Origin of the sequence: Affinundibacterium danionis (genome assembly GCF_042432465.1) — a bacterium.
Lineage (GTDB): Bacteria > Pseudomonadota > Gammaproteobacteria > Burkholderiales > Burkholderiaceae_D > Undibacterium > Undibacterium danionis.
The window spans coordinates 28,220-47,220 of sequence record NZ_JBHLXJ010000005.1 but is presented as its reverse complement, the minus strand read 5'-3'; the positions used below and the strand labels follow the sequence as shown (position 1 = coordinate 47,220).

The window sequence follows — 19,001 nt, the reverse complement described above, 5'->3', positions numbered from 1 at the left end:
CTAACAAACATCTTAGAATGGTTTCACCACCACCAAAATCACTGCCGCAATCATCATTAATACTGGTACTTCATTGAAAAAGCGGAACCACTTGTGGCTGCGTTTGTTTTGACCGCGTTCAAATTTTTTCAAGATACTGCCGCAAGCATGGTGATAGCCGATCAACAAAACTACAATCGCTAACTTCGCATGCATCCAGCCATTACCCGGCCCTTTGCCGATACCGTAGCCTAGCCATAACCAAAAGCCCAATACCAATGCAGGAATCATCAAGATGGTCATAAAGCGGTATAACTTACGTGCCATTAGCAGCAAGCGTTCAACGCTAGGTTGATGACTTTCCATCGCCAAATTGACAAAAATACGAGGCAAATAAAATAAGCCAGCGAACCAAGAGGCGATAAACACGATATGAAATGCTTTGACGTAGAGCATGGATGACCTTATTTTTGACTATATTTCTGTTATTGGCGAACTTCACCATGACCAAAGACCACGTATTTCAAAGAAGTCAATCCTTCCAAACCAACGGGTCCGCGCGCGTGCAGTTTATCATTAGAAATGCCAATTTCCGCACCCAGCCCATATTCAAATCCATCCGCAAATCTGGTCGATGCATTCACCATCACAGAAGCTGAATCGACTTCACGCAAAAATGCCATCGCGCGACTATAGTCTTCGGTGATGATGGATTCTGTGTGTTTGGACGAATATTGTGTGATGTGTGCGATCGCTTCCGCCATGTCCGCGACGACTTTAATTGCCAAAATCGGCGCTAAATATTCGGTGGACCAATCAGCTTCTTGTACTTGGGCTAGATGAGGATAAGCGTGTAGGATTTGTGCTGCTTGTGCATCACAACGCAATTCTACTTTTTCAGTCAAATAACGCTCGGCTAACAAGGGCAAAACCTTCGGTGCAATTGCTTCAGCCACCAATAGAGTTTCCATTGTATTGCACGTACCATAACGATGGCATTTTGCATTAAATCCTATATCGATCGCTTTTTGAATATCCGCTTTATCATCGATATAAACATGACAAATACCATCCAGATGCTTGATCATTGGCACAGTCGCTTCGCGCATCAAGCGTTCTATCAAACTCTTGCCACCACGCGGGACGATTACATCGACATATTCTGGCATGGTAATCAAGGCACCAACCGCTGCGCGGTCGGTGGTATCAACTACTTGCACCGCTTGTTCCGGCAAACCAGCCGCAGCTAAGCCTTCTTTCACCAGTAACGCTAATGCGCGATTGCAATGAATAGCTTCGGAGCCACCGCGCAAGATGGTCGCGTTACCACTCTTGATGCACAAGCCAGCGGCATCCACCGTCACGTTCGGACGAGCTTCATAAATGATGCCGATCACACCTAGCGGCACGCGCATTTGTCCAACTTGTATGCCAGATGGACGATATTTCATATTCGAGATTTCGCCGATGGGATCAGACAAACGCGCAATTTGCTCCAAGCCTTCTGCCATGGTGGCAATCGCTTTATCGCTCAAGGCAAGTCGATCTAACATCGCGGGATCCATTCCTGCAGTTTTTGCGGCTACTAGATCGAGTTCATTGGCGGCACGCAAAGAAGCGGCATCACGACGGATTGCTGTTGCGATTGCCAGCAAAGCTTTATTTTTAGTCGCGGTATCGGCTTTAGCCATCGCACGTGAAGCGGCGCGAGCCTGCTGACCCAATGTCTGCATGTAATCTTGGATATTGTAGGTATTGAGATCCGTACTCATTTTTGTTTAATCTAAACTCTATTAGTATCATTGATTGGTTGGCGCGAAGCATCGCAAATTCGCTTTTTGGGATACTTCGCTAGATGCTGAGCACGTGTTACAAGATCACCCTATATGCCGATATTGCGAGCATGAGCAACAACGCGATGCGGACAAATAATCGATTTGGCGAAGCGTTAACTTGCTTTTGCTACTCGCAAACCGAGATGTAACAAAGCATCCCAAGCATCACCAGCAAATTTTGGTGCACGTAAGCCCTTCACCATTTTGTCGATTTGCGCAGCGTCTTGTAATGCTGCTTGTAGGGTCGCCAAACTCACGCGACGTAGTGCGGGTTCCATGAGTTTTTCTCTTGGGCCCCAGATACGGTACTCTTTTAAGAGTGCCCCCAATGGGCGTCCTTGTGCGACGCCGGATTTTAATTTAAGTAAGGTGCGTAGCTCTTCTGCCATCGCCCACAAGACCAAAGGTAGCGCTTCGCCCTCACCTTTGAGTCCATCTAACATTCTGACCAAGCGTGCCACATCACCGACTAACATCGCTTCGTTTAATTTGAATACATCGTAACGAGCGACATTTAAAACGGCGTCATGGATCACGTCAAAACTCAATTTACCTTGTGGATGTAGCAAACCGAGTTTTTGAATTTCTTGATGCGCTGCGAGTAAGTTACCTTCCACCCTATCCGCAATAAACTCCAAGCTTTGACGATCAGCACTTTGGCCTTGTACAGCCAATCGTTGTCCTATCCAATTTGGCAAGGCAACACGTTCAATTAAAGGGATGTCGATATAGACGGCAACCTGCTGCAACGTCGTCACCCAAGCTGCTTTTTGCGTTGCCCAATCGAGTTTGGGCAAGGTAATTAAAGTGATATTATCGGGCGATAGATCTCGCACATATTCTTGTAAAGCCGCACCGCCGTCTTTGCCAGGTTTGCCAGTCGGAATACGCAAATCAATCAGTTTTTTATCGCCAAATAAGGATTGTGATTGGTTTGCAGCGAGCAGTTCGCCCCACTTGAAATAGCGTTCCACCGTGAGAATTTCACGCTCTAAAAAACCTTGTGCTATCGAGACTTTACGAATTTTGTCAGCGGTCTCTTGAACTAGCAAATGCTCATCGCTAGAGATGACGTACATCGCCGCCAAACCTTTGGCGAGATGGGAATCAATAGCGTCGTAGCGTAATTGCATATTCTGTTTTAACCTTAGCCTGCTTAGTCTGCTTTAGCAGGTGCGTCCATCTTCACAACGGCGAGACGACGCATAATTTGCTGTACTAATTCTGATTGCATGTCGCGATACAACAAAGCTTCCTCTGCTTCTTTCGCGAGGACTTCATTTTCTTTAAAACTGAGATTGCGCTTCAAGCTAATCGTGGTCGGTTCTAATACTTCACGTCCGGCCTTATCACGCAAACGAAATTTTAAGTTATACAGTAAATTGAATTCACGCACACGACCTTGGCTATTCAGTGACAAGATCGTCTTATCACGCGACTCACCTAACACATCCAAAATCACATCCGCCGAAGTCGCTTGAGTAGTGACTTCCGTTTTGCCATTCGCACGTAGATTGCGTTTGAGTTCACCGCCTAGAGCGGAACTATCTGGCAAGCCGACGTAAATGCTTTGGAACGGAAACGCGACTGCGCCGCGTAACGCGAAGCCGCAAGCGCTAAGACCCATGATGAAAACAATATAACTAACAATTTTTAGAGAACGCTTTATGCTCATGAGGCTTTCACTCTACTTAACAACTTGGAATTTCAAACTCCCTTCTCCCGCAAGCGGGAGAAGGGTCGGGGATGAGGGTGGTTCAACTTCGAATAAAATTATTGAAAACAAATGACAGGGGCTTTCCAAATTCATTTGCCTTCTTACGACTCTTTCACTGCTGAACGCCCCTCACCCTAACCCTCTCCCGCTTGCGGGAGAGGGAACTAATCTACAGGACATCCACTTACTTTGCGTCTGCAATACTATGCAAACTCAAACAACAATATTCACCAACTTACCCGGCACAACAATAATCTTCTTCGGTGCACCTTCGATAAAACGCGCCGCACTTTCATTCGCTACAGCTGCCGCTTCTATCGTCGCTTTGTCAGCATCTTTCGCGACCTTGATACTACCGCGCAATTTGCCATTCACTTGCACCATCAATTCGATTTCATCTTGCACCAATGCCGCAGCATCGACTTGTGGCCACGGTGCATCGATGATGCTGCCGAGGTCTTTCGCATAGCCAAGCTCATTCCACAAAGCATGCGTAATATGCGGACAAACAGGATACAAAGCGCGCAACAAAATGCCAAAGGCTTCACGCATTGCGGCGGCTGAACCTTCTGCTTCTGATTTGAACGATTCAATTGTATTCAACAATTTCATCGCACCAGAAACCACCGTGTTGTACTGCAAACGATCATAATCGCCATCGATCTGTTTTAAGGTGCTGTGTACTTCAAAACGCAAAGCCTTGACATCTGCTGCGTAGTTCGCAGCAGGGGTTGCGCCAGCGGCAATCGTTGCAGAGAATTTCAACGCCGTCGCCCACAGACGACGGAGATAACGTGATGCGCCTTCCACACCGCTGCTGCTCCATGCGGCACTTTGATCTGGTGGGCCTGCGAACATGGTGAACAAACGCGCCGTATCTGCACCAAATTGACTGATAATATCTTTTGGCTCAACCACATTGTTTTTGGACTTGGACATTTTCTCAATGCCACCCATTTGCACAGGCTGTCCATCGCTCTTCAAACTAGCGGAAATTGGACGACCTTTGTCATCATGCTGCACTTCCACTTCGTTCGGGTAGAACCATACTTTTTTGCCGCTTGCATCTTCACGGTAGTAAGACTCATTCAACAACATACCTTGCGTGAACAAGTTCTTGAATGGTTCGTCAATTTCCACCAAGCCCATATCACGCATGGCTTTCGTCCAGAAACGCGCATACAACAAATGCAAGACCGCGTGTTCGACACCGCCGATGTACTGATCCATCGCCATCCAGTAATCGTTACGCTCATCGACCATCGTTGTCGCATCAGGGCAGGTATAACGCATGAAGTACCAACTGGAATCGACGAAGGTATCCATGGTGTCGGTTTCACGATGCGCAGGTTTGCCGCACTTCGGACATGGCACGTTCAAGAAAGCTGCATGCGTTTTTAATGGATTACCTGAACCATCTGGAATACATTCGGTCGGCAACACCACTGGCAAATCTTCGTAAGGCACTGGCACATCACCACAGTCATCGCAATGAATGATAGGAATCGGTGTACCCCAATAACGCTGACGAGAAATGCCCCAATCACGCAAACGCCATGTGGTTTTCTTCTCGCCTACGCCTTTCTCAGCTAGATCAGCAGCAACTGCATCGAATGCTTCCTTGAATGTAAGATCATTGTATTTTCCACTGTTAATTGTGGACAAAGAGAGATCATATTTATCACCATACCAGTCATGCCAAACATTCGAGTCAAATTCGACAGTTGCATCTTCGACCGATTGTCCTTCGCCTCTGTTTTTATCTTTAATTACAACGCTACGATAGACTGGTTTAATCTCAATTTTATACTTATTCGCGAACGCGAAATCACGTTCATCATGCGCAGGAACGCCCATCACAGCGCCATCGCCATAGCTCATCAAGACGTAGTTACCCACCCAGACTTCCACCTGCTCGCCAGTCAATGGATGCGTCACAAATAAACCTGTTGGCAAACCTTCTTTTTCTTTGGTCGCCATTTCCGCTTCTGTGGTGCCACCCGCTTTGCATTCTTCGATGAATGCCGCTAGCTTCGCATTATTCTTCGCAGCGACAGTAGCGATGGGATGCTCTGCGGCAACGGCACAGAAAGTCACACCCATGATGGTGTCAGGACGTGTGGTGAAAACGTACATCTTGCCGTCTTGTACCAAAGCGCCAGTTTCATCTTTAATTTCGTGGCTGAACGCGAAACGCACACCTTCGCTCTTGCCAATCCAGTTGCGTTGCATGGTGCGAACTTGATCAGGCCAGCCATCGAGTTGATCAATACTGGACAACAGCTCTTCAGCGTATTGCGTAATACCGAAGTAGTAACCTGGAATCTCACGCTTTTCAACAATCGCACCAGAACGCCAGCCGCGACCATCAATCACCTGCTCGTTCGCCAATACAGTCTGATCGATCGGGTCCCAATTCACCACTTGGGTTTTTTTGTAAGCAATGCCTTTTTCCAACATCTTCAAAAACAACCATTGGTTCCAACGGTAGTAATCTGGATCGCAGGTCGCGACTTCTCGTGACCAATCAAATGCCAAGCCCAATGGCTGCATTTGCGATTTCATGTCTTCGATATTGGCGTAAGTCCATTCTGCTGGCGATTTTTTGTAAGCAATCGCCGCATTTTCCGCTGGCAAACCGAACGCATCCCAACCCATAGGCATCAAGACGTTATAGCCCTTCATACGTAATTGGCGCGCCAGCATGTCGTTAATCGTGTAGTTACGTACGTGACCCATGTGTAGCTTGCCAGATGGATATGGCAGCATCGAGCAAGCGTAGTACTTCCCTTTGGGGAAACGCGGATCGTTCTCTACCGTTTTAAACGCGTTTGTTTGGGTCCAATGCTGTTGGGCGGCTAATTCGACTTCTGCTGGGCTATATTTTTCTTGCATGACAATTCGATTGAAGAAATAAGTAAAATTGGTAAAAAGTGAAGGCTACATTAACCTTAGATTATAAGGCTAAAGCGCGAAGACATGAGGGAATCCGCTTAGAAAAAGCGCGCTTTTACTTAGTTTTTCGCAGCTTTTGCAGTATTCTTCGGGGATGTTTTTGCGGGCTGAGTGTTCGATTTTGCTTCGGTTGCAAAACTTATTTTATTCAATCCATTATTCTGCGCTGCAGCCATTACTTTGGCGATTAATTCATAGCGGGTCGCTTTATCCGCACGCAATAAAATTTCTGGTGGAGTTTTTTGCTTAGCGACCAACGTCAAACGTTTTTCCACTTCATCTAATTGCAGTAACTCAGCATCCCAAAATAATCCACCTTGTGCATCAAAGGATAGCGTCACGGTTTCGACGCTTTGAGGAACCGCTTGTGCCTGGGCTGATGGCAATTCAAGCCGCACGGCGTGATTCAACAAGGGTGCCGCAATAATAAAAATCACGAGCAATACCAACATGACATCAACCATGGGCGTGACATTAATATCCGACATGGCCGTCATCGGCTTGCCTGAATTACCACCCAAACTTTTGAATTGACCGAATCCCATATTGACTTAGTCGTGCTCAACTGAGCTTAGTGAAATAAGCATGCAAATCAAAGGCAAAACCATCTAATTCAGCAAAGGTAATGCGATTGATACGATTGAAGGCGTTATAAGCAAGTACCGCAGGAATCGCCACCATCAAACCAAGCCCCGTCATCACCAAGGCCTCACCCACCGGCCCCGCCACCAAATCAATTTGAATCGCCGATGAGCCAGAGACTGCCGTCAACGCGTGATAAATACCCCAAACCGTACCCAATAAGCCAACGAAAGGTGCGGTCGCACCGATTGATGCCAATAAGGTTAAACCAGATTCTAAACGCACAGTAACGCTCGTGAGCTCTTCGCGCAAAACACGCGTCATAACGTCAGCCGCATCTGTATTGGCCATCATGGACCTAGCACGAACTTGAGGATCGGACGCAGCAAGGCCTTGCTTAGCTAAAGGTGTATAGATATTCTCGACGTCAGATACCGCTAAAGAGTTCACGGCGTCTTGCATAGTGGGTGCCTGCCAGAAGAAATGCAAGGCAGAAGTACCACGACGTATGCGCCAAAATGACCAAGCTTTAGAAAAAATCGTGAACCAACTGACGAGGGACATTAGAATCAAAAGCAAGGCAACCGCGCGTCCCAGCGTATCGAGTTGCATCAAGTATTGGGTGATAGTAATAGGCATGATAAGTTCTTCCAGCGTTTTTTTCTAAACGTCGCCAAACCTAGTTCAGCCCTAAGACATCATACATATCATACAAACCGACTGTCTTATCAGCGAGAAAACGTGCGGCACGCAAACTGCCATGGGCATAAGTGACGCGACTCGACGACTTGTGGGTAATTTCTACACGCTCACCGATACCTGCAAACAAGACTGTGTGATCGCCAACGATATCGCCGCCGCGTATGGTCGCGAAGCCTATCGACGATGGATCACGTTCACCGGTTACACCCTCGCGCGAAAATACGCCAACTTCTTTTAGATCACGACCCAGCGTGTCGGCAATTACTTCACCCATTTTGAGCGCAGTGCCAGATGGCGCATCAACCTTGTGGCGGTGATGCGCTTCCACAATTTCGATATCGTAGCCGTGAGAAAAGCTCTTGGCGGCCATTTCCAATAATTTCAAGGTAACGTTCACACCAACACTCATGTTAGGTGCAAAAACAATCGCCGTTTTTTTGGCGGCTTCTGCGATAGCGGCCTTACCTGCATCATCAAAACCAGTGGTGCCGATAATCATTTTGATACCGTGTTCGGCGCAATATTTAAGGTGCTCTAAAGTACCTTCTGGGCGGGTAAAGTCGATCAAAAATTCAGCATCTGCCAAGCCTTTAGCGAATTCTGATTCAATCAACACACCTGTCGTCTTACCCAAAGACAAACCCGCATCGGTGCCTAATAAAGCAGATTGCGGCGTATCCAAAGCACCAACCAAGCTCGCGTCATCAGCTGCTGCGATGGTTTCAATCAACATCTTACCCATGCGGCCGGAAGCTCCGGCCACAGCGATTTTCATTCCAAACATAATTAACTCGGCTTATTTTTTCTTAGGTGTTTCAGAAGTTGGCATAGTCTCAATACGAGACGCGATAGCAGAATTAGTGATATGCGCCAAATACTCTTTCTCGGTCGGCAAATTGCCGCCTTCAAAACGCTCTACGGTATTGGATTTGAAGAAAATCGCTAGACGACTAGAAATCACTTCGCCATTCGGTTTCAACATACGGAAAGGATAATCCCAACGGTCTTCGTGAAACATATCAGTCAACAGTGCCGTACCGAGCAAGAAACGCACTTGTTCGCGAGTCATGCCTTCTTTTAATTGAGACACCATTTCTTGCGAAACAAAGTTGCCTTGCTGTACAGAAATTCGATAAGGGGAGATGAAACCAAATAATTTATCGAAACCAGTTGGCTTTACAATTTGCGTACCTTTTGTAGCATTCGCATCCGCTTCTGCCACCACCGCCTTTTGGCTAGCACAGCCAGTGAGCAAGGCAAAAAGGGAGACTGCACCAAATACTGCTAACTTGCGCTGGGATTTCTTAAATACGTTCAATGGCATAAACTACCTCAAATTTTCAAGCAAGAATGTCGAACTGGTAAAACTTCAGATAAGATATCAGAAATTTCTACCTAGCCCTAAAACCCTATATCATAAAGCACTTAGCCTTCTTTTGACTGAAAACATGACAAATAACACGCCCGACCTGAAAGCCAGCGGACTGAAAGCCACTTTGCCACGTCTCAAAATCCTAGAAATCTTCCAAAACAGCTCAGTGCGCCACTTAACGGCCGAGGATGTTTACAAGATACTCTTGACTGAAAATATGGATGTAGGCTTGGCGACGGTCTATCGTGTATTGACCCAATTCGAACAAGCGGGCTTATTGCACCGCAATCATTTTGAGTCTGGCAAAGCGATTTTCGAATTAAATGAAGGTTCGCATCACGATCATTTAGTCTGCTTAGATTGCGGACGAGTCGAAGAATTTTTTGATGAACAGATTGAAAAGCGCCAGCATGCAGTAGCGGAAGAGCGGGGTTTTGCGATCGCGGAACACTCTCTAGCGCTCTATGGAAACTGCACAAAAATCAATTGTGAAAATAAAAAATAATAAGCTCTAAAACACACAACAAAAAAGCAAGCCAAATCAGCTTGCTTTTTTACTTTACAGGTCATGCACTGAAATTTTAAACCGCTTTGCCGCTGCGAGACGCTCGCACTTTCAAGGCAACGACTTGTACTGTATCAAGCACTTTTTTAGCATTAAATGGTTTAATAATGTAGCCACTGATGCCGCTCTTTACGACTTCAGTCACGGTTTCCTGATCTTTGTTTGCAGTCACCATTAGCACCTGCACATCTTGCATCACCATCCTGATACTCTTCAACGCCTCGATCCCACTGACCTTGGGCATCACGACATCTAACAGGATAATGTCAGGATGCAGGCGGGTTGCCATTTCCAATGCACCGTCACCATCCATCGCTTCACCCACCACGTTATAACCATCGTGACGCAAAATCACACGTAAAGTTTCGCGTGTCATATCGTTGTCATCAACAATCAATACTGAGATGTCTTTATTGTCTGCCATTTTAATTACGTCGATTAGTTTTTTTAAAATTTAAGTTTTGAAGAAATTGCTCTGATTTTATATCGAATCACAGTCGAACTGGCTTAGGTTCGGAGTTAAATTCAGACTTAGGCTTAAAGTTTAATGATTCAAAGCATTTGATAATAACTTAGCAGTGATATCAACTATAGGAATTACCCGCTCATAAGCCATACGAGTCGGACCAATCACCCCCAAAGTACCCACTACCCGTCCATTAACCTCATATGGCGCGGTTACCACACTCATCTCTTCCATCGGCACTAGTTGTGATTCACCACCAATAAAAATTCTGACCCCAGACGCATTGCCAGACACATCCAATAGCTGCATTAAACCACTCTTTTGTTCAAACAAATCGAACAGCCTGCGCAAAGAGCTCATATTGGACGACAAATCACTGACGTTTAATAAATTACGCTCTCCAGAGATCACCATATCATCTGCGTCATCCGCCATAGCTTGACTGCCTGCTTCCAACGCCGTTTGCATCAAACGATTCATATCGCCTTGCAAGGCACGCAGCTCATGATTAATGCTTAGACGGGCTTGATCAAAACTCTGTCCAGAAAAATGTTGATTTAAATAATTAGCAGCCTGTACCAATTGCGCTGGCGTGTAGTCCACATCGGTTAGCAAAAGTCGATTATGTACCTCATCATTAGGGGCGACGATAACTAATAAAATACGTTTTTCTGATAAACGCAGGAATTCAACTTGTTTAAAAATAGACTCCTGCTTGGCAGTCATAACGACACCGGCAAATTGCGTCAAGGAGGACAGCACTTGAGCCGCATTCGAAATAATTTTTTGTGGCGATCCAGTAATTCCAGTGATAATGGACGACTGCAATTTCGTACCTAGTGCGGTTTCTAATACGGACTCATCAATATCTTGTACCGTTAATAATTGATCGACAAAGATACGGTATCCGCGCGGGGTTGGAATACGTCCAGAAGACGTATGTGGACTTGCGACAAAACCCATGTCCTCAAGATCAGACATCACATTGCGTATGGTTGCGGGCGATAGCTCCAAGCCAGAAATCTTTGAAAGCTCACGTGAGCCTACCGGCTGGCCGTCGGCAATATAACGTTCTACCAGTGCTTTTAATAAAGTTTGAGCGCGATTATCGAGTTGCATAGGTTTATTTTAGGCTAACTAAGGCGAAAACACATCGTTTTTGCACGAATCCATCAGTCTTATTTAATTCATTTGAGCTCTCGCAACAACTCTTGTAAATCTTTTACAATTAAATCAGGCTTTACATTAAGCCCAGTATTTTCAAGTGTGATTCCACGTCGATTAAGCCAAGTTGCGGACATACCCACTTGCTGCGCCCCTTGCACATCCAAACGTAAATCATCACCAATATACATGAGCTCACCGGGACTAAGTTTCAAGTAGTCAATCACAGCAAGAAAAATTTTAGGGTCTGGTTTTGCACAACCAAATTGATGCGCCGCCACAGATACGGAAAAATACTGGCTCAATCCTATCGCGGTAATATCGGCAAAACCATTAGAAATAGAACCTAATATATAACGTTGTTTCAACGCATCGAGCGCTGGCATTACATCGTCAAAAAAATTTACCCGATTGCGCGCCTCGGAGAAAATTTGCATAGCTTCATCAGCCAAACTGCCATCCACTCCGTGCTCACTAAATACTTGCTGTAGCAAAGTATGCCGCAGCGCCCACAAATCATAGCTAAAACGTGGATTCGTGGGAATTAGTGCCTGTCTGCGCTCACGCAAGGCATCGATTGAATACTGCGCCACGACTGACGGCACCTGTGTTGACATCCATGCGTGTAGGCTTGCTTCAGCCTGACTTATTACAGGAGCTACAGGCCATAAAGTGTCATCCAGATCAAAGATCAGCGCTTTAATTTTCATTTGTTTTGTACTTTTTGATTGTTTTACAAATCTGCAATCGCGGCCTTTGTATCGAAAATACCTTGCTTGGCACCACAAAGCGTCAATAGATACTGTCGATACATCATAGGTAAATGCCGTCCAGCGACAGTTCCTATATCACGCAGCCACCCAAGCGGATAATGAGATTGATACAAGGGTGTCATGATGCGACTCGCCATCTGGTAATACGCTATATGCTTACGACGTCTTTGCGAGTAACTAGCAAACGCTGACGCTAAAGAGGATTTATCTGGTGCACCTTGAGTATTGTGATTGTATCGTTCTATCTTTTCTGGTTCACTCGGTGCCACGCATTGAGCAACACCCTGCGCAACGCAGTCCGCCAATACCATCGCATCAATCAAAGCCATATTCGCGCCCTGTCCCAACTGCGGACTCATCGCATGTGCAGCATCTCCCAGTACCACCACATTCTGCTGATGATATCTGGACAGACGAATGTCCGCATATTCGGCAATCGCAATCGCCGTCTCGGGTGCAAGCGCTAGCCATTCCGCGACTTCCGGCCAAATCGTACGGATACTAGCAATTAATTGCGGCATACCCGCTTCTCGAAAATCAGCAAATGAGGTTTTGGGCAAACTCCAAAAGAGAGAATAGCAAATCTTACCGCTGGCAGGATTAATCCCTGTCGGTAGCACTCCCAGCATATGGTTCGCACCGCGATAACGCTGCATCAAGGTATGAGGAAATGGCCAATCTGCGCTATCCAAAACCGCCCAAAAAGCGCCCCAAGGATAAGGTTGGTGCGTTTGTGAAATATCCAATTGATCGCGTAATGAGGAACGAGTGCCATTGGCTATGATCAGCCCGTCCGCTTGCACTGTACCCTGTTGATGTTCGATTTTTACACCATGTGAAGTTTGGCTAAATTCTTTAATTCCATTTCCCAAATGAATGGCGACGCCTAAGCTTTGCGCACATTGCCACAAGATCTGATGCAAATTGGCTCTATGTATGCCTAAACCATGCCAATCGGCTTGTCCGAACTGGTAATGCAGATCTAAGGTTTTCCAATTCCCGGTATAACCTTCCAAACTATGCACTACAGCGGCTTTTTCTCGAACCGCCTCCAGTAATCCCATTTTGTGCAACATCGCCTGCCCGCTAGGCTGCAATAGTAAACCTGCACCCACCGGCGTAGGATCAGGGACTTGCTCATAAACGCTAACCTGATGTCCTTGGCGCGTCAGCCAAATAGCAGAAGCCAAACCAGCAATACCCGCACCTGCAATCACAAATTGAGTCATAAAGTTAACTAAAGTGAAAAATGAATTATACGTAAATCTTAAATCACGCTGGAGCAAACCTGCGTGTCCTCAAGCAAGCAAATACCGATTTATAATGTTCAACCAATGATTTAAAGCACAGCATCACGTTCAACGTGTGCTCACTAAAAACCGCACTCAACAAAGCACAATCACCACAAGATAAACGACCATGCCAAGCACCGTACGACAAGCCAGTATCAGTGACATTGACCTCATTGCCCCCTTATTCGATGCCTATCGTATGTTTTATCAACAGCCCAGTGATCTGCCGCTAGCCAAAACTTTTCTTAGAGAGCGATTGGAAAAACAAGAGTCCATCCTCTTTTTTGCGATAAATGAAAACAAGCAGTGTTTAGGTTTCGTTCAGCTTTATCCTAGTTTCTCGTCCGTCTCAGCAAAACGACTATAGATATTAAACGACTTGTTTGTTACCGAAGCGAGCAGGCGCACTGGCGTAGCGCGTCTACTAATGAATAGAGCTCGTCAATTTGCCATCGACACTCACGCGAAGGGCCTGTTCCTAGAAACAGCCCATGACAATATCAAAGGGCAAGCTTTATACGAATCTTTGGGGTATAAGAAAAATTCTGAGTTCTACTACTTTTTGGACTTACAAGATGTCACGCGGTAGAAATGACGAATGTGACGTAGAAAGAATCGGCTTAGAAAAAGACATAACGAACTCAAACAACAGCGCCAAGCTTTGACGGAATTCTTAAAAAACACCGGCATCTACAACAAAGCAGACGCTTTAGCCTATGCTTTAGCAATACGGGCTTATTCAATTCGCAAAGAATAGTGTAATCTAAAGCCTTCTCGAAAACTCGGCAGCTTCTCTATGACAACGACCAGCAAAACCGTCGCCTTGATTGGTAAATACAATGCATTGGGCATGGGAGAGTCGTTAAATGAATTAGCGCATTTTTTGGCTGAAGCTGGACATTCAGTATTGTTTGACACAGATTCTGCCCAAAATTTAGCGCTCAACGAATTTCCTGCCATGTCGGTCGCTGATATCGGACGCAATGCGGATGTCGCCATCGTCTTGGGCGGTGATGGCACTATGTTAGGCATTGCGCGACAACTTGCACCATATGACGTTCCCTTAATTGGCATTAATCAAGGCCGACTCGGTTTTATTACCGATATTCCACGCGACCAAATGATACTCGCAGTCGCCCAAATTTTGGATGGTAAGCATGTAGAAGAACAACGCTGCATGTTAGAGGCAATCGTAGTGCGCGAGGGTGAGCAGATATTTAGCGGTGTCGCGTTCAATGACATCGTCCTCTCGCGCGGCGCAGGCTCCGGCATGATCGAATTACGGGTCGAAGTGGACGAACATTTTATGTACAACCAACGCTCTGATGGATTGATCGTTTCAACACCGACTGGCTCGACTGCGTATGCCTTATCGGCCGGTGGCCCCATTCTTCATCCTAGCCTAGGCGGTATCGCCATGGTGCCGATCGCACCGCATGCTTTGTCGAATCGCCCGATTGTGCTTCCAGAAACGAGCGTCATCAGCGTAGAAATCGTGGCGGGTCGTGATGCTAGCGTGAATTTTGATATGCAATCATTTGCTAACTTAAATCACAAAGATAAAATCATCATCAGCCGTTCCACGCACCACATTACTTTTCTACATCCAGAAGGCTGGAACTATTACCACACCTTACGTGAAAAATTACACTGGAATGAATACCCTTCCGTAGAAGGCGCGCTTAATTAATTCTTGCCCCCTTGACCCGCAAAGAGCTGTGAATTAATACAGTAGTTTTCAGCACTCGATTGAGCGCGCTAAGGTAAAATAAAAGCCTCTTGTTTGCATTGCACGCCGCCCTCATTATTAATTACTGATTATTCATTGTCCTCCACTTTTAAATTAGAACCTATGCTGCGCACGCTTGCTATTCGTGATTTTGTTATCGTCGATACGATAGAACTAGAATTCTCTGCTGGCTTTACCGTCTTCACGGGTGAGACTGGCGCGGGTAAATCGATATTGATTGATGCCCTAGCCTTAACTTTGGGTGGTCGTGGTGATGCCAGCATGGTCAGAGAAGGCGCGCAAAAAGCGGATATCTCGGCTGAATTCTCCTGCAATGCAGAAACCATGACTTGGCTGACCGACAAAGATTTTGCTAACGAAGATGGACAACTCATCATACGACGTGTGGTCGACAATGCAGGTCGCTCGAAAGCCTACATCAATGGTATTACCGCAAACGCCACACAACTACGCGAATTGGGTGAGTTCTTAGTCGACATCCACGGACAACATGCTCATCAGTCATTGTTAAAGAGTGAAGCGCAACGTCATCTGCTCGATATGCAAGGTGGTTTACAGGCAGATACTGCCGAAGTTGGCCGCCTGTACAAACATTGGCGCAATCTCGCAAAACAACGTGAAGAATTTGAACAAAACGCAAAAAACATTTTGCAAGAACGTCAGCGCCTGGAGTGGCAAGTCGGTGAGTTAGATAAGTTAAAGCTAAAAAAAGGCGAATGGGATGCAATCAATCAAGAGCATAGTCGCCTGGCCCACGCCGCCAGTTTATTAGAAGCTGCACAAGAAGCAGCGGATCTGATTTCAGAATCTGAACATCCATTACTGTCGCAAGTCTCCGGGCTATTGCAAAGAATCAGCAAACTCGAAGAATTTGATAGTAAATTGAAGCCAGTCATTGAATCACTGGATTCGGCGCGAATTAATTTGCAAGAATGTTCGTATGCATTAAATGACTATCTCGGACGCATAGAGCTTGATCCTGCTCGCTTACGGGAAGTCGAAGCGCGCGTGGAAAGCCTGCATAGCACTGCACGCCGCTTCCACGTTGAGCCAGATAATTTGATCGACGAGTTACAACTATTGAATACACAGCTACAACAATTATCCGGTGCCTCCGATATTGAGTCGCTAAAAAAACAAGAAGAGCAAGCGCAACAAAACTATTTAAAAGTAGCAAAAAAACTTAGCGTAAAACGTCAGCAAGTCGCGCACGATTTGGGCAATGCCGTCACCACAGCGATGCAAGACCTGAGCATGTCGGGCGGACGATTCGCGATTGAATTAAGCGCTTGCGAACCAAGCGCGACTGGGTTAGAGCAAATAGAATTTATGGTCGCGGGGCATGCAGGGGTTCAACTGCGCCCTCTCGCTAAGGTAGCGTCGGGTGGTGAATTAGCAAGGATATCTTTAGCAATTTCAGTCATCACTTCCTGCGCAACAGCGACACCGACCTTGATCTTCGATGAAGTCGATAGCGGTATCGGTGGCGCTGTGGCTGAAGTCGTAGGACGCCTACTAAAGCGCTTAGGACAAGATCGACAAGTCTTATGCGTTACGCATTTGCCGCAAGTGGCGAGTCAGGGTAACCAACATTTTGAAGTCAGCAAAACGCAAGACGCTGGCAAGACTTATTCCCAAATCGCAGCACTAGATAATAAACAACGTGTAGAAGAAATTGCTCGCATGTTAGGCGGCCTAGAGATCACCGCAACCACGCGCAAACACGCGAGAGAGCTGCTCGCTTTATAAAGCCGCAATGCTAGAGACAGTGCGCTCACCTAATAGAAATATAAAAGTAAGGAAAAACAAAAATGGCTTTCTTAAAAGAACCCGATTATTCGCATGGCAAATTATCCAAAACAGCGGTCGTTCTAATTAACCTGGGCACACCTGATGCGCCGACTACAAGTGCCGTTAGACGCTATCTAAAACAATTCTTATGGGATCAACGCGTCGTAGAAATTCCACGCGCCATCTGGTGGCTGATTTTAAATCTCATCATCTTGCCTTTTCGCTCAAAAAAATCTGCCGAAAAATATGCCTCGATTTGGACCAATGATGGATCGCCATTATTAGTCCATACCCGCAAACAAGCTTTGCTACTCCAAGGTTACTTGGGGGAACGCGGTCATGATATTCATGTGGCATTTGCTATGCGTTATGGCGCACCGTCGATTCCAGACGTTTTATCAAAATTAAAAATTGACGGCTATGAGCGTATTTTAATTTTGCCCGCCTACCCCCAATATTCTGCGACGACTACCGCGTCTAATTTTGATGCGATAACTCAGCACTACCAACAAGTTCGCAACTTACCAGAATTACGTTTCATCAAAAATTATCACGACCATCCGGCCTACATACAAGCTCTCAAAAATTCCATTTTAAAATCCTGGGAAACAAATGGAAAACCAGAAAAACTCGTCATGAGTTTTCATGGCTTACCCAAAGCATTTTTACTGCGCGGTGACCCCTATCACTGTGAATGTTATAAAACTGCGCGTCTGTTGGCTGAGCAATTAGGCTTAAGCAAAGAAGACTACATCGTCACTTTTCAATCACGCCTAGGTCGCGCCGAATGGTTGCAACCTTACACAGAGCCAACGGTACAAGCTTTGGCGAAACAAGGTGTCAAACGTATCGATGTGGTGTGCCCAGGATTTTTGGCAGACTGTTTAGAAACTTTAGAAGAAATCGCGATGGAAGTGCGACAAGCTTTCTTAACGGCTGGCGGTCAAACTTTTAATTACATTCGCTGCTTAAACGAATCGCCCGATGGGCTACGCGCATTGGCCGAAATCAGCGAGCAACATTTAATCGGTTGGCCAACCATGATTACCGCCAGCATGCGTGAACAGGAAAAACAAGCTGCTTTAATCAGCCGCAGTGAAGCAAAACGTATTGGCGCAGATCACTAATGTCCACGACGACTATTGTCATCGGCGACGTACAAGGCTGTTACGATCAGTTAGTCGAATTGATCGCCAAGATCGACCACATCGATCCGCAAGCCCGCTTATTGTTCGCTGGTGATTTAATCAATCGCGGCCCAAATTCATTAGCCACTTTACGTCTGATAAAAAGTCTAGGCACGCGCGCAGAATCGGTATTGGGCAACCATGATTTACATCTACTAGCAGTCGCCTGCGGCGCACGTTCACTACACCGCAGCGATACTCTGAGTGACATTCTCGAAGCAGACGATAGAGAAGAATTACTACACTGGATACGCCATCGTCCCATGGCATTAGAAATGGAAAATCACCTGCTAGTTCACGCCGGTGTTTTCGCCAGTTGGGACAAAACAAAAACGTTGCAACTAGCACAAGAAATCGAAACCGAATTGCGTAGCGACCGATGGCAAGACCTAGTTCGCAATATGTATGGCAACACGCCCACACTCTGGCACGATCAACTACAAGGCACAGAACGCCAGCGCTGCATCATCAACGCCCTCACCCGCATGCGCTTTTGCCACGCTGACGGCAGCATGGATTTTGCGTTAAAAGAAGGCGCAGAAAAAGCCCCTAATCATCTAACACCGTGGTTCGATTTATCCAACCGACGAAGCCAAGATTGCACACTGATTTTCGGCCATTGGTCTAGCCTAGGATTAGTCTTGCGCGACAACTTAATCAGCCTCGATACGGGCTGTGTTTGGGGTGGCCAATTGACGGCGGTACGCTTGGAAGATCGTTTGGTTTTGCAGTGCGCGAATAGGAATGGTTTGCCGATTGAGTGACGGATAAAATATCCTTGCTTTTGAAATGGCTTTTGACTCTCATCCACTTCTCACACTGCACAATTGGGAAGCCGAAGGCCAGTGGCAGCGTGGTCGCCTTTCTTTGT

Annotated in this window: 19 protein-coding genes; 6 read left to right on the top strand and 13 right to left on the bottom strand. The window is 46.2% G+C overall.

Translation table 11 applies throughout. The features are described from left to right. Positions 1-12: 12 nt before the first annotated feature. The 9 genes from ACFFJH_RS05385 to ACFFJH_RS05345 form a co-directional block, all read right to left on the bottom strand. The gene (locus ACFFJH_RS05385) at positions 13-435 is read right to left on the bottom strand and encodes a CopD family protein (protein ID WP_390210663.1); all 423 of its coding nucleotides are present in this window, start codon (positions 433-435) and stop codon (positions 13-15) included. A gap of 29 nt (positions 436-464) precedes the next feature. Next, positions 465-1,751, bottom strand: coding sequence for a glutamate-5-semialdehyde dehydrogenase (locus tag ACFFJH_RS05380; protein WP_390210661.1), 1,287 nt, complete (start codon positions 1,749-1,751; stop codon positions 465-467). Positions 1,752-1,927: 176 nt separating this feature from the next. Continuing rightward, positions 1,928-2,947 carry a DNA polymerase III subunit delta gene (gene holA, locus ACFFJH_RS05375; RefSeq protein ID WP_390210660.1) on the bottom strand — a complete coding sequence of 340 codons (1,020 nt, stop codon included), beginning with the start codon at positions 2,945-2,947 and terminating at the stop codon, positions 1,928-1,930. Positions 2,948-2,970: 23 nt separating this feature from the next. Continuing rightward, positions 2,971-3,489, bottom strand: coding sequence for an LPS-assembly lipoprotein LptE (locus ACFFJH_RS05370; protein WP_390210659.1), 519 nt, complete (start codon positions 3,487-3,489; stop codon positions 2,971-2,973). Between the two features lie 255 nt (positions 3,490-3,744). Continuing rightward, positions 3,745-6,426, bottom strand: coding sequence for a leucine--tRNA ligase (leuS, locus tag ACFFJH_RS05365; protein ID WP_390210658.1), 2,682 nt, complete (start codon positions 6,424-6,426; stop codon positions 3,745-3,747). Between the two features lie 119 nt (positions 6,427-6,545). Further along, positions 6,546-7,031: an ExbD/TolR family protein gene (locus ACFFJH_RS05360; protein ID WP_390210657.1), complete on the bottom strand. Its 486-nt coding sequence runs from the start codon at positions 7,029-7,031 to the stop codon at positions 6,546-6,548. 16 nt (positions 7,032-7,047) lie between these two features. Continuing rightward, the gene (locus tag ACFFJH_RS05355) at positions 7,048-7,707 is read right to left on the bottom strand and encodes a MotA/TolQ/ExbB proton channel family protein (protein ID WP_390210655.1); all 660 of its coding nucleotides are present in this window, start codon (positions 7,705-7,707) and stop codon (positions 7,048-7,050) included. A gap of 40 nt (positions 7,708-7,747) precedes the next feature. Next, complete coding sequence (gene dapB / locus ACFFJH_RS05350; protein WP_390210654.1) at positions 7,748-8,554, bottom strand: 4-hydroxy-tetrahydrodipicolinate reductase; 807 nt, start codon at positions 8,552-8,554, stop codon at positions 7,748-7,750. A 12-nt stretch (positions 8,555-8,566) separates the two neighbouring features. Then, a complete protein-coding gene (locus ACFFJH_RS05345) occupies positions 8,567-9,094 on the bottom strand; it encodes an outer membrane protein assembly factor BamE (protein ID WP_390210652.1) in 528 nt (175 codons plus the stop codon). Between the two features lie 124 nt (positions 9,095-9,218). Between ACFFJH_RS05345 and fur the strand changes: the two genes are divergently transcribed. After that, positions 9,219-9,647, top strand: coding sequence for a ferric iron uptake transcriptional regulator (gene fur / locus ACFFJH_RS05340; protein ID WP_390210651.1), 429 nt, complete (start codon positions 9,219-9,221; stop codon positions 9,645-9,647). Between the two features lie 76 nt (positions 9,648-9,723). Here the strand turns inward: fur and ACFFJH_RS05335 are convergent, their stop codons facing one another. From ACFFJH_RS05335 to ACFFJH_RS05320, 4 genes are all read right to left on the bottom strand, one after another. Continuing rightward, positions 9,724-10,131 (bottom strand): response regulator, encoded by a 408-nt coding sequence (locus ACFFJH_RS05335; protein ID WP_390210650.1) that lies wholly within the window; start codon positions 10,129-10,131, stop codon positions 9,724-9,726. A 120-nt stretch (positions 10,132-10,251) separates the two neighbouring features. Beyond that, positions 10,252-11,292 carry a heat-inducible transcriptional repressor HrcA gene (gene hrcA / locus ACFFJH_RS05330; protein WP_390210648.1) on the bottom strand — a complete coding sequence of 347 codons (1,041 nt, stop codon included), beginning with the start codon at positions 11,290-11,292 and terminating at the stop codon, positions 10,252-10,254. Positions 11,293-11,360: 68 nt separating this feature from the next. Beyond that, positions 11,361-12,047 carry an HAD family hydrolase gene (locus ACFFJH_RS05325; protein WP_390210646.1) on the bottom strand — a complete coding sequence of 229 codons (687 nt, stop codon included), beginning with the start codon at positions 12,045-12,047 and terminating at the stop codon, positions 11,361-11,363. 23 nt (positions 12,048-12,070) lie between these two features. After that, positions 12,071-13,339 (bottom strand): FAD-dependent oxidoreductase, encoded by a 1,269-nt coding sequence (locus tag ACFFJH_RS05320; RefSeq protein WP_390210643.1) that lies wholly within the window; start codon positions 13,337-13,339, stop codon positions 12,071-12,073. A gap of 442 nt (positions 13,340-13,781) precedes the next feature. Here ACFFJH_RS05320 and ACFFJH_RS05315 point away from each other — a divergent pair, with 442 nt between their 5' ends. From ACFFJH_RS05315 to ACFFJH_RS05295, 5 genes are all read left to right on the top strand, one after another. Next, a complete protein-coding gene (locus tag ACFFJH_RS05315) occupies positions 13,782-13,991 on the top strand; it encodes a GNAT family N-acetyltransferase (RefSeq protein WP_390210641.1) in 210 nt (69 codons plus the stop codon). 207 nt (positions 13,992-14,198) lie between these two features. Beyond that, entirely contained in the window at positions 14,199-15,092 is an 894-nt protein-coding gene (locus ACFFJH_RS05310) for an NAD kinase (RefSeq protein WP_390210640.1), read from the top strand. Between the two features lie 162 nt (positions 15,093-15,254). Further along, positions 15,255-16,901, top strand: a complete 1,647-nt coding sequence (gene recN / locus ACFFJH_RS05305) for a DNA repair protein RecN (RefSeq protein ID WP_390210812.1) — start codon at positions 15,255-15,257, stop codon at positions 16,899-16,901. A 62-nt stretch (positions 16,902-16,963) separates the two neighbouring features. Further along, positions 16,964-18,070 carry a ferrochelatase gene (gene hemH / locus ACFFJH_RS05300; RefSeq protein WP_390210639.1) on the top strand — a complete coding sequence of 369 codons (1,107 nt, stop codon included), beginning with the start codon at positions 16,964-16,966 and terminating at the stop codon, positions 18,068-18,070. Continuing rightward, entirely contained in the window at positions 18,070-18,894 is an 825-nt protein-coding gene (locus ACFFJH_RS05295; RefSeq protein WP_390210636.1) for a symmetrical bis(5'-nucleosyl)-tetraphosphatase, read from the top strand. Before hemH ends, ACFFJH_RS05295 begins: the two co-directional genes overlap by 1 nt. Positions 18,895-19,001 lie beyond the last annotated feature (107 nt).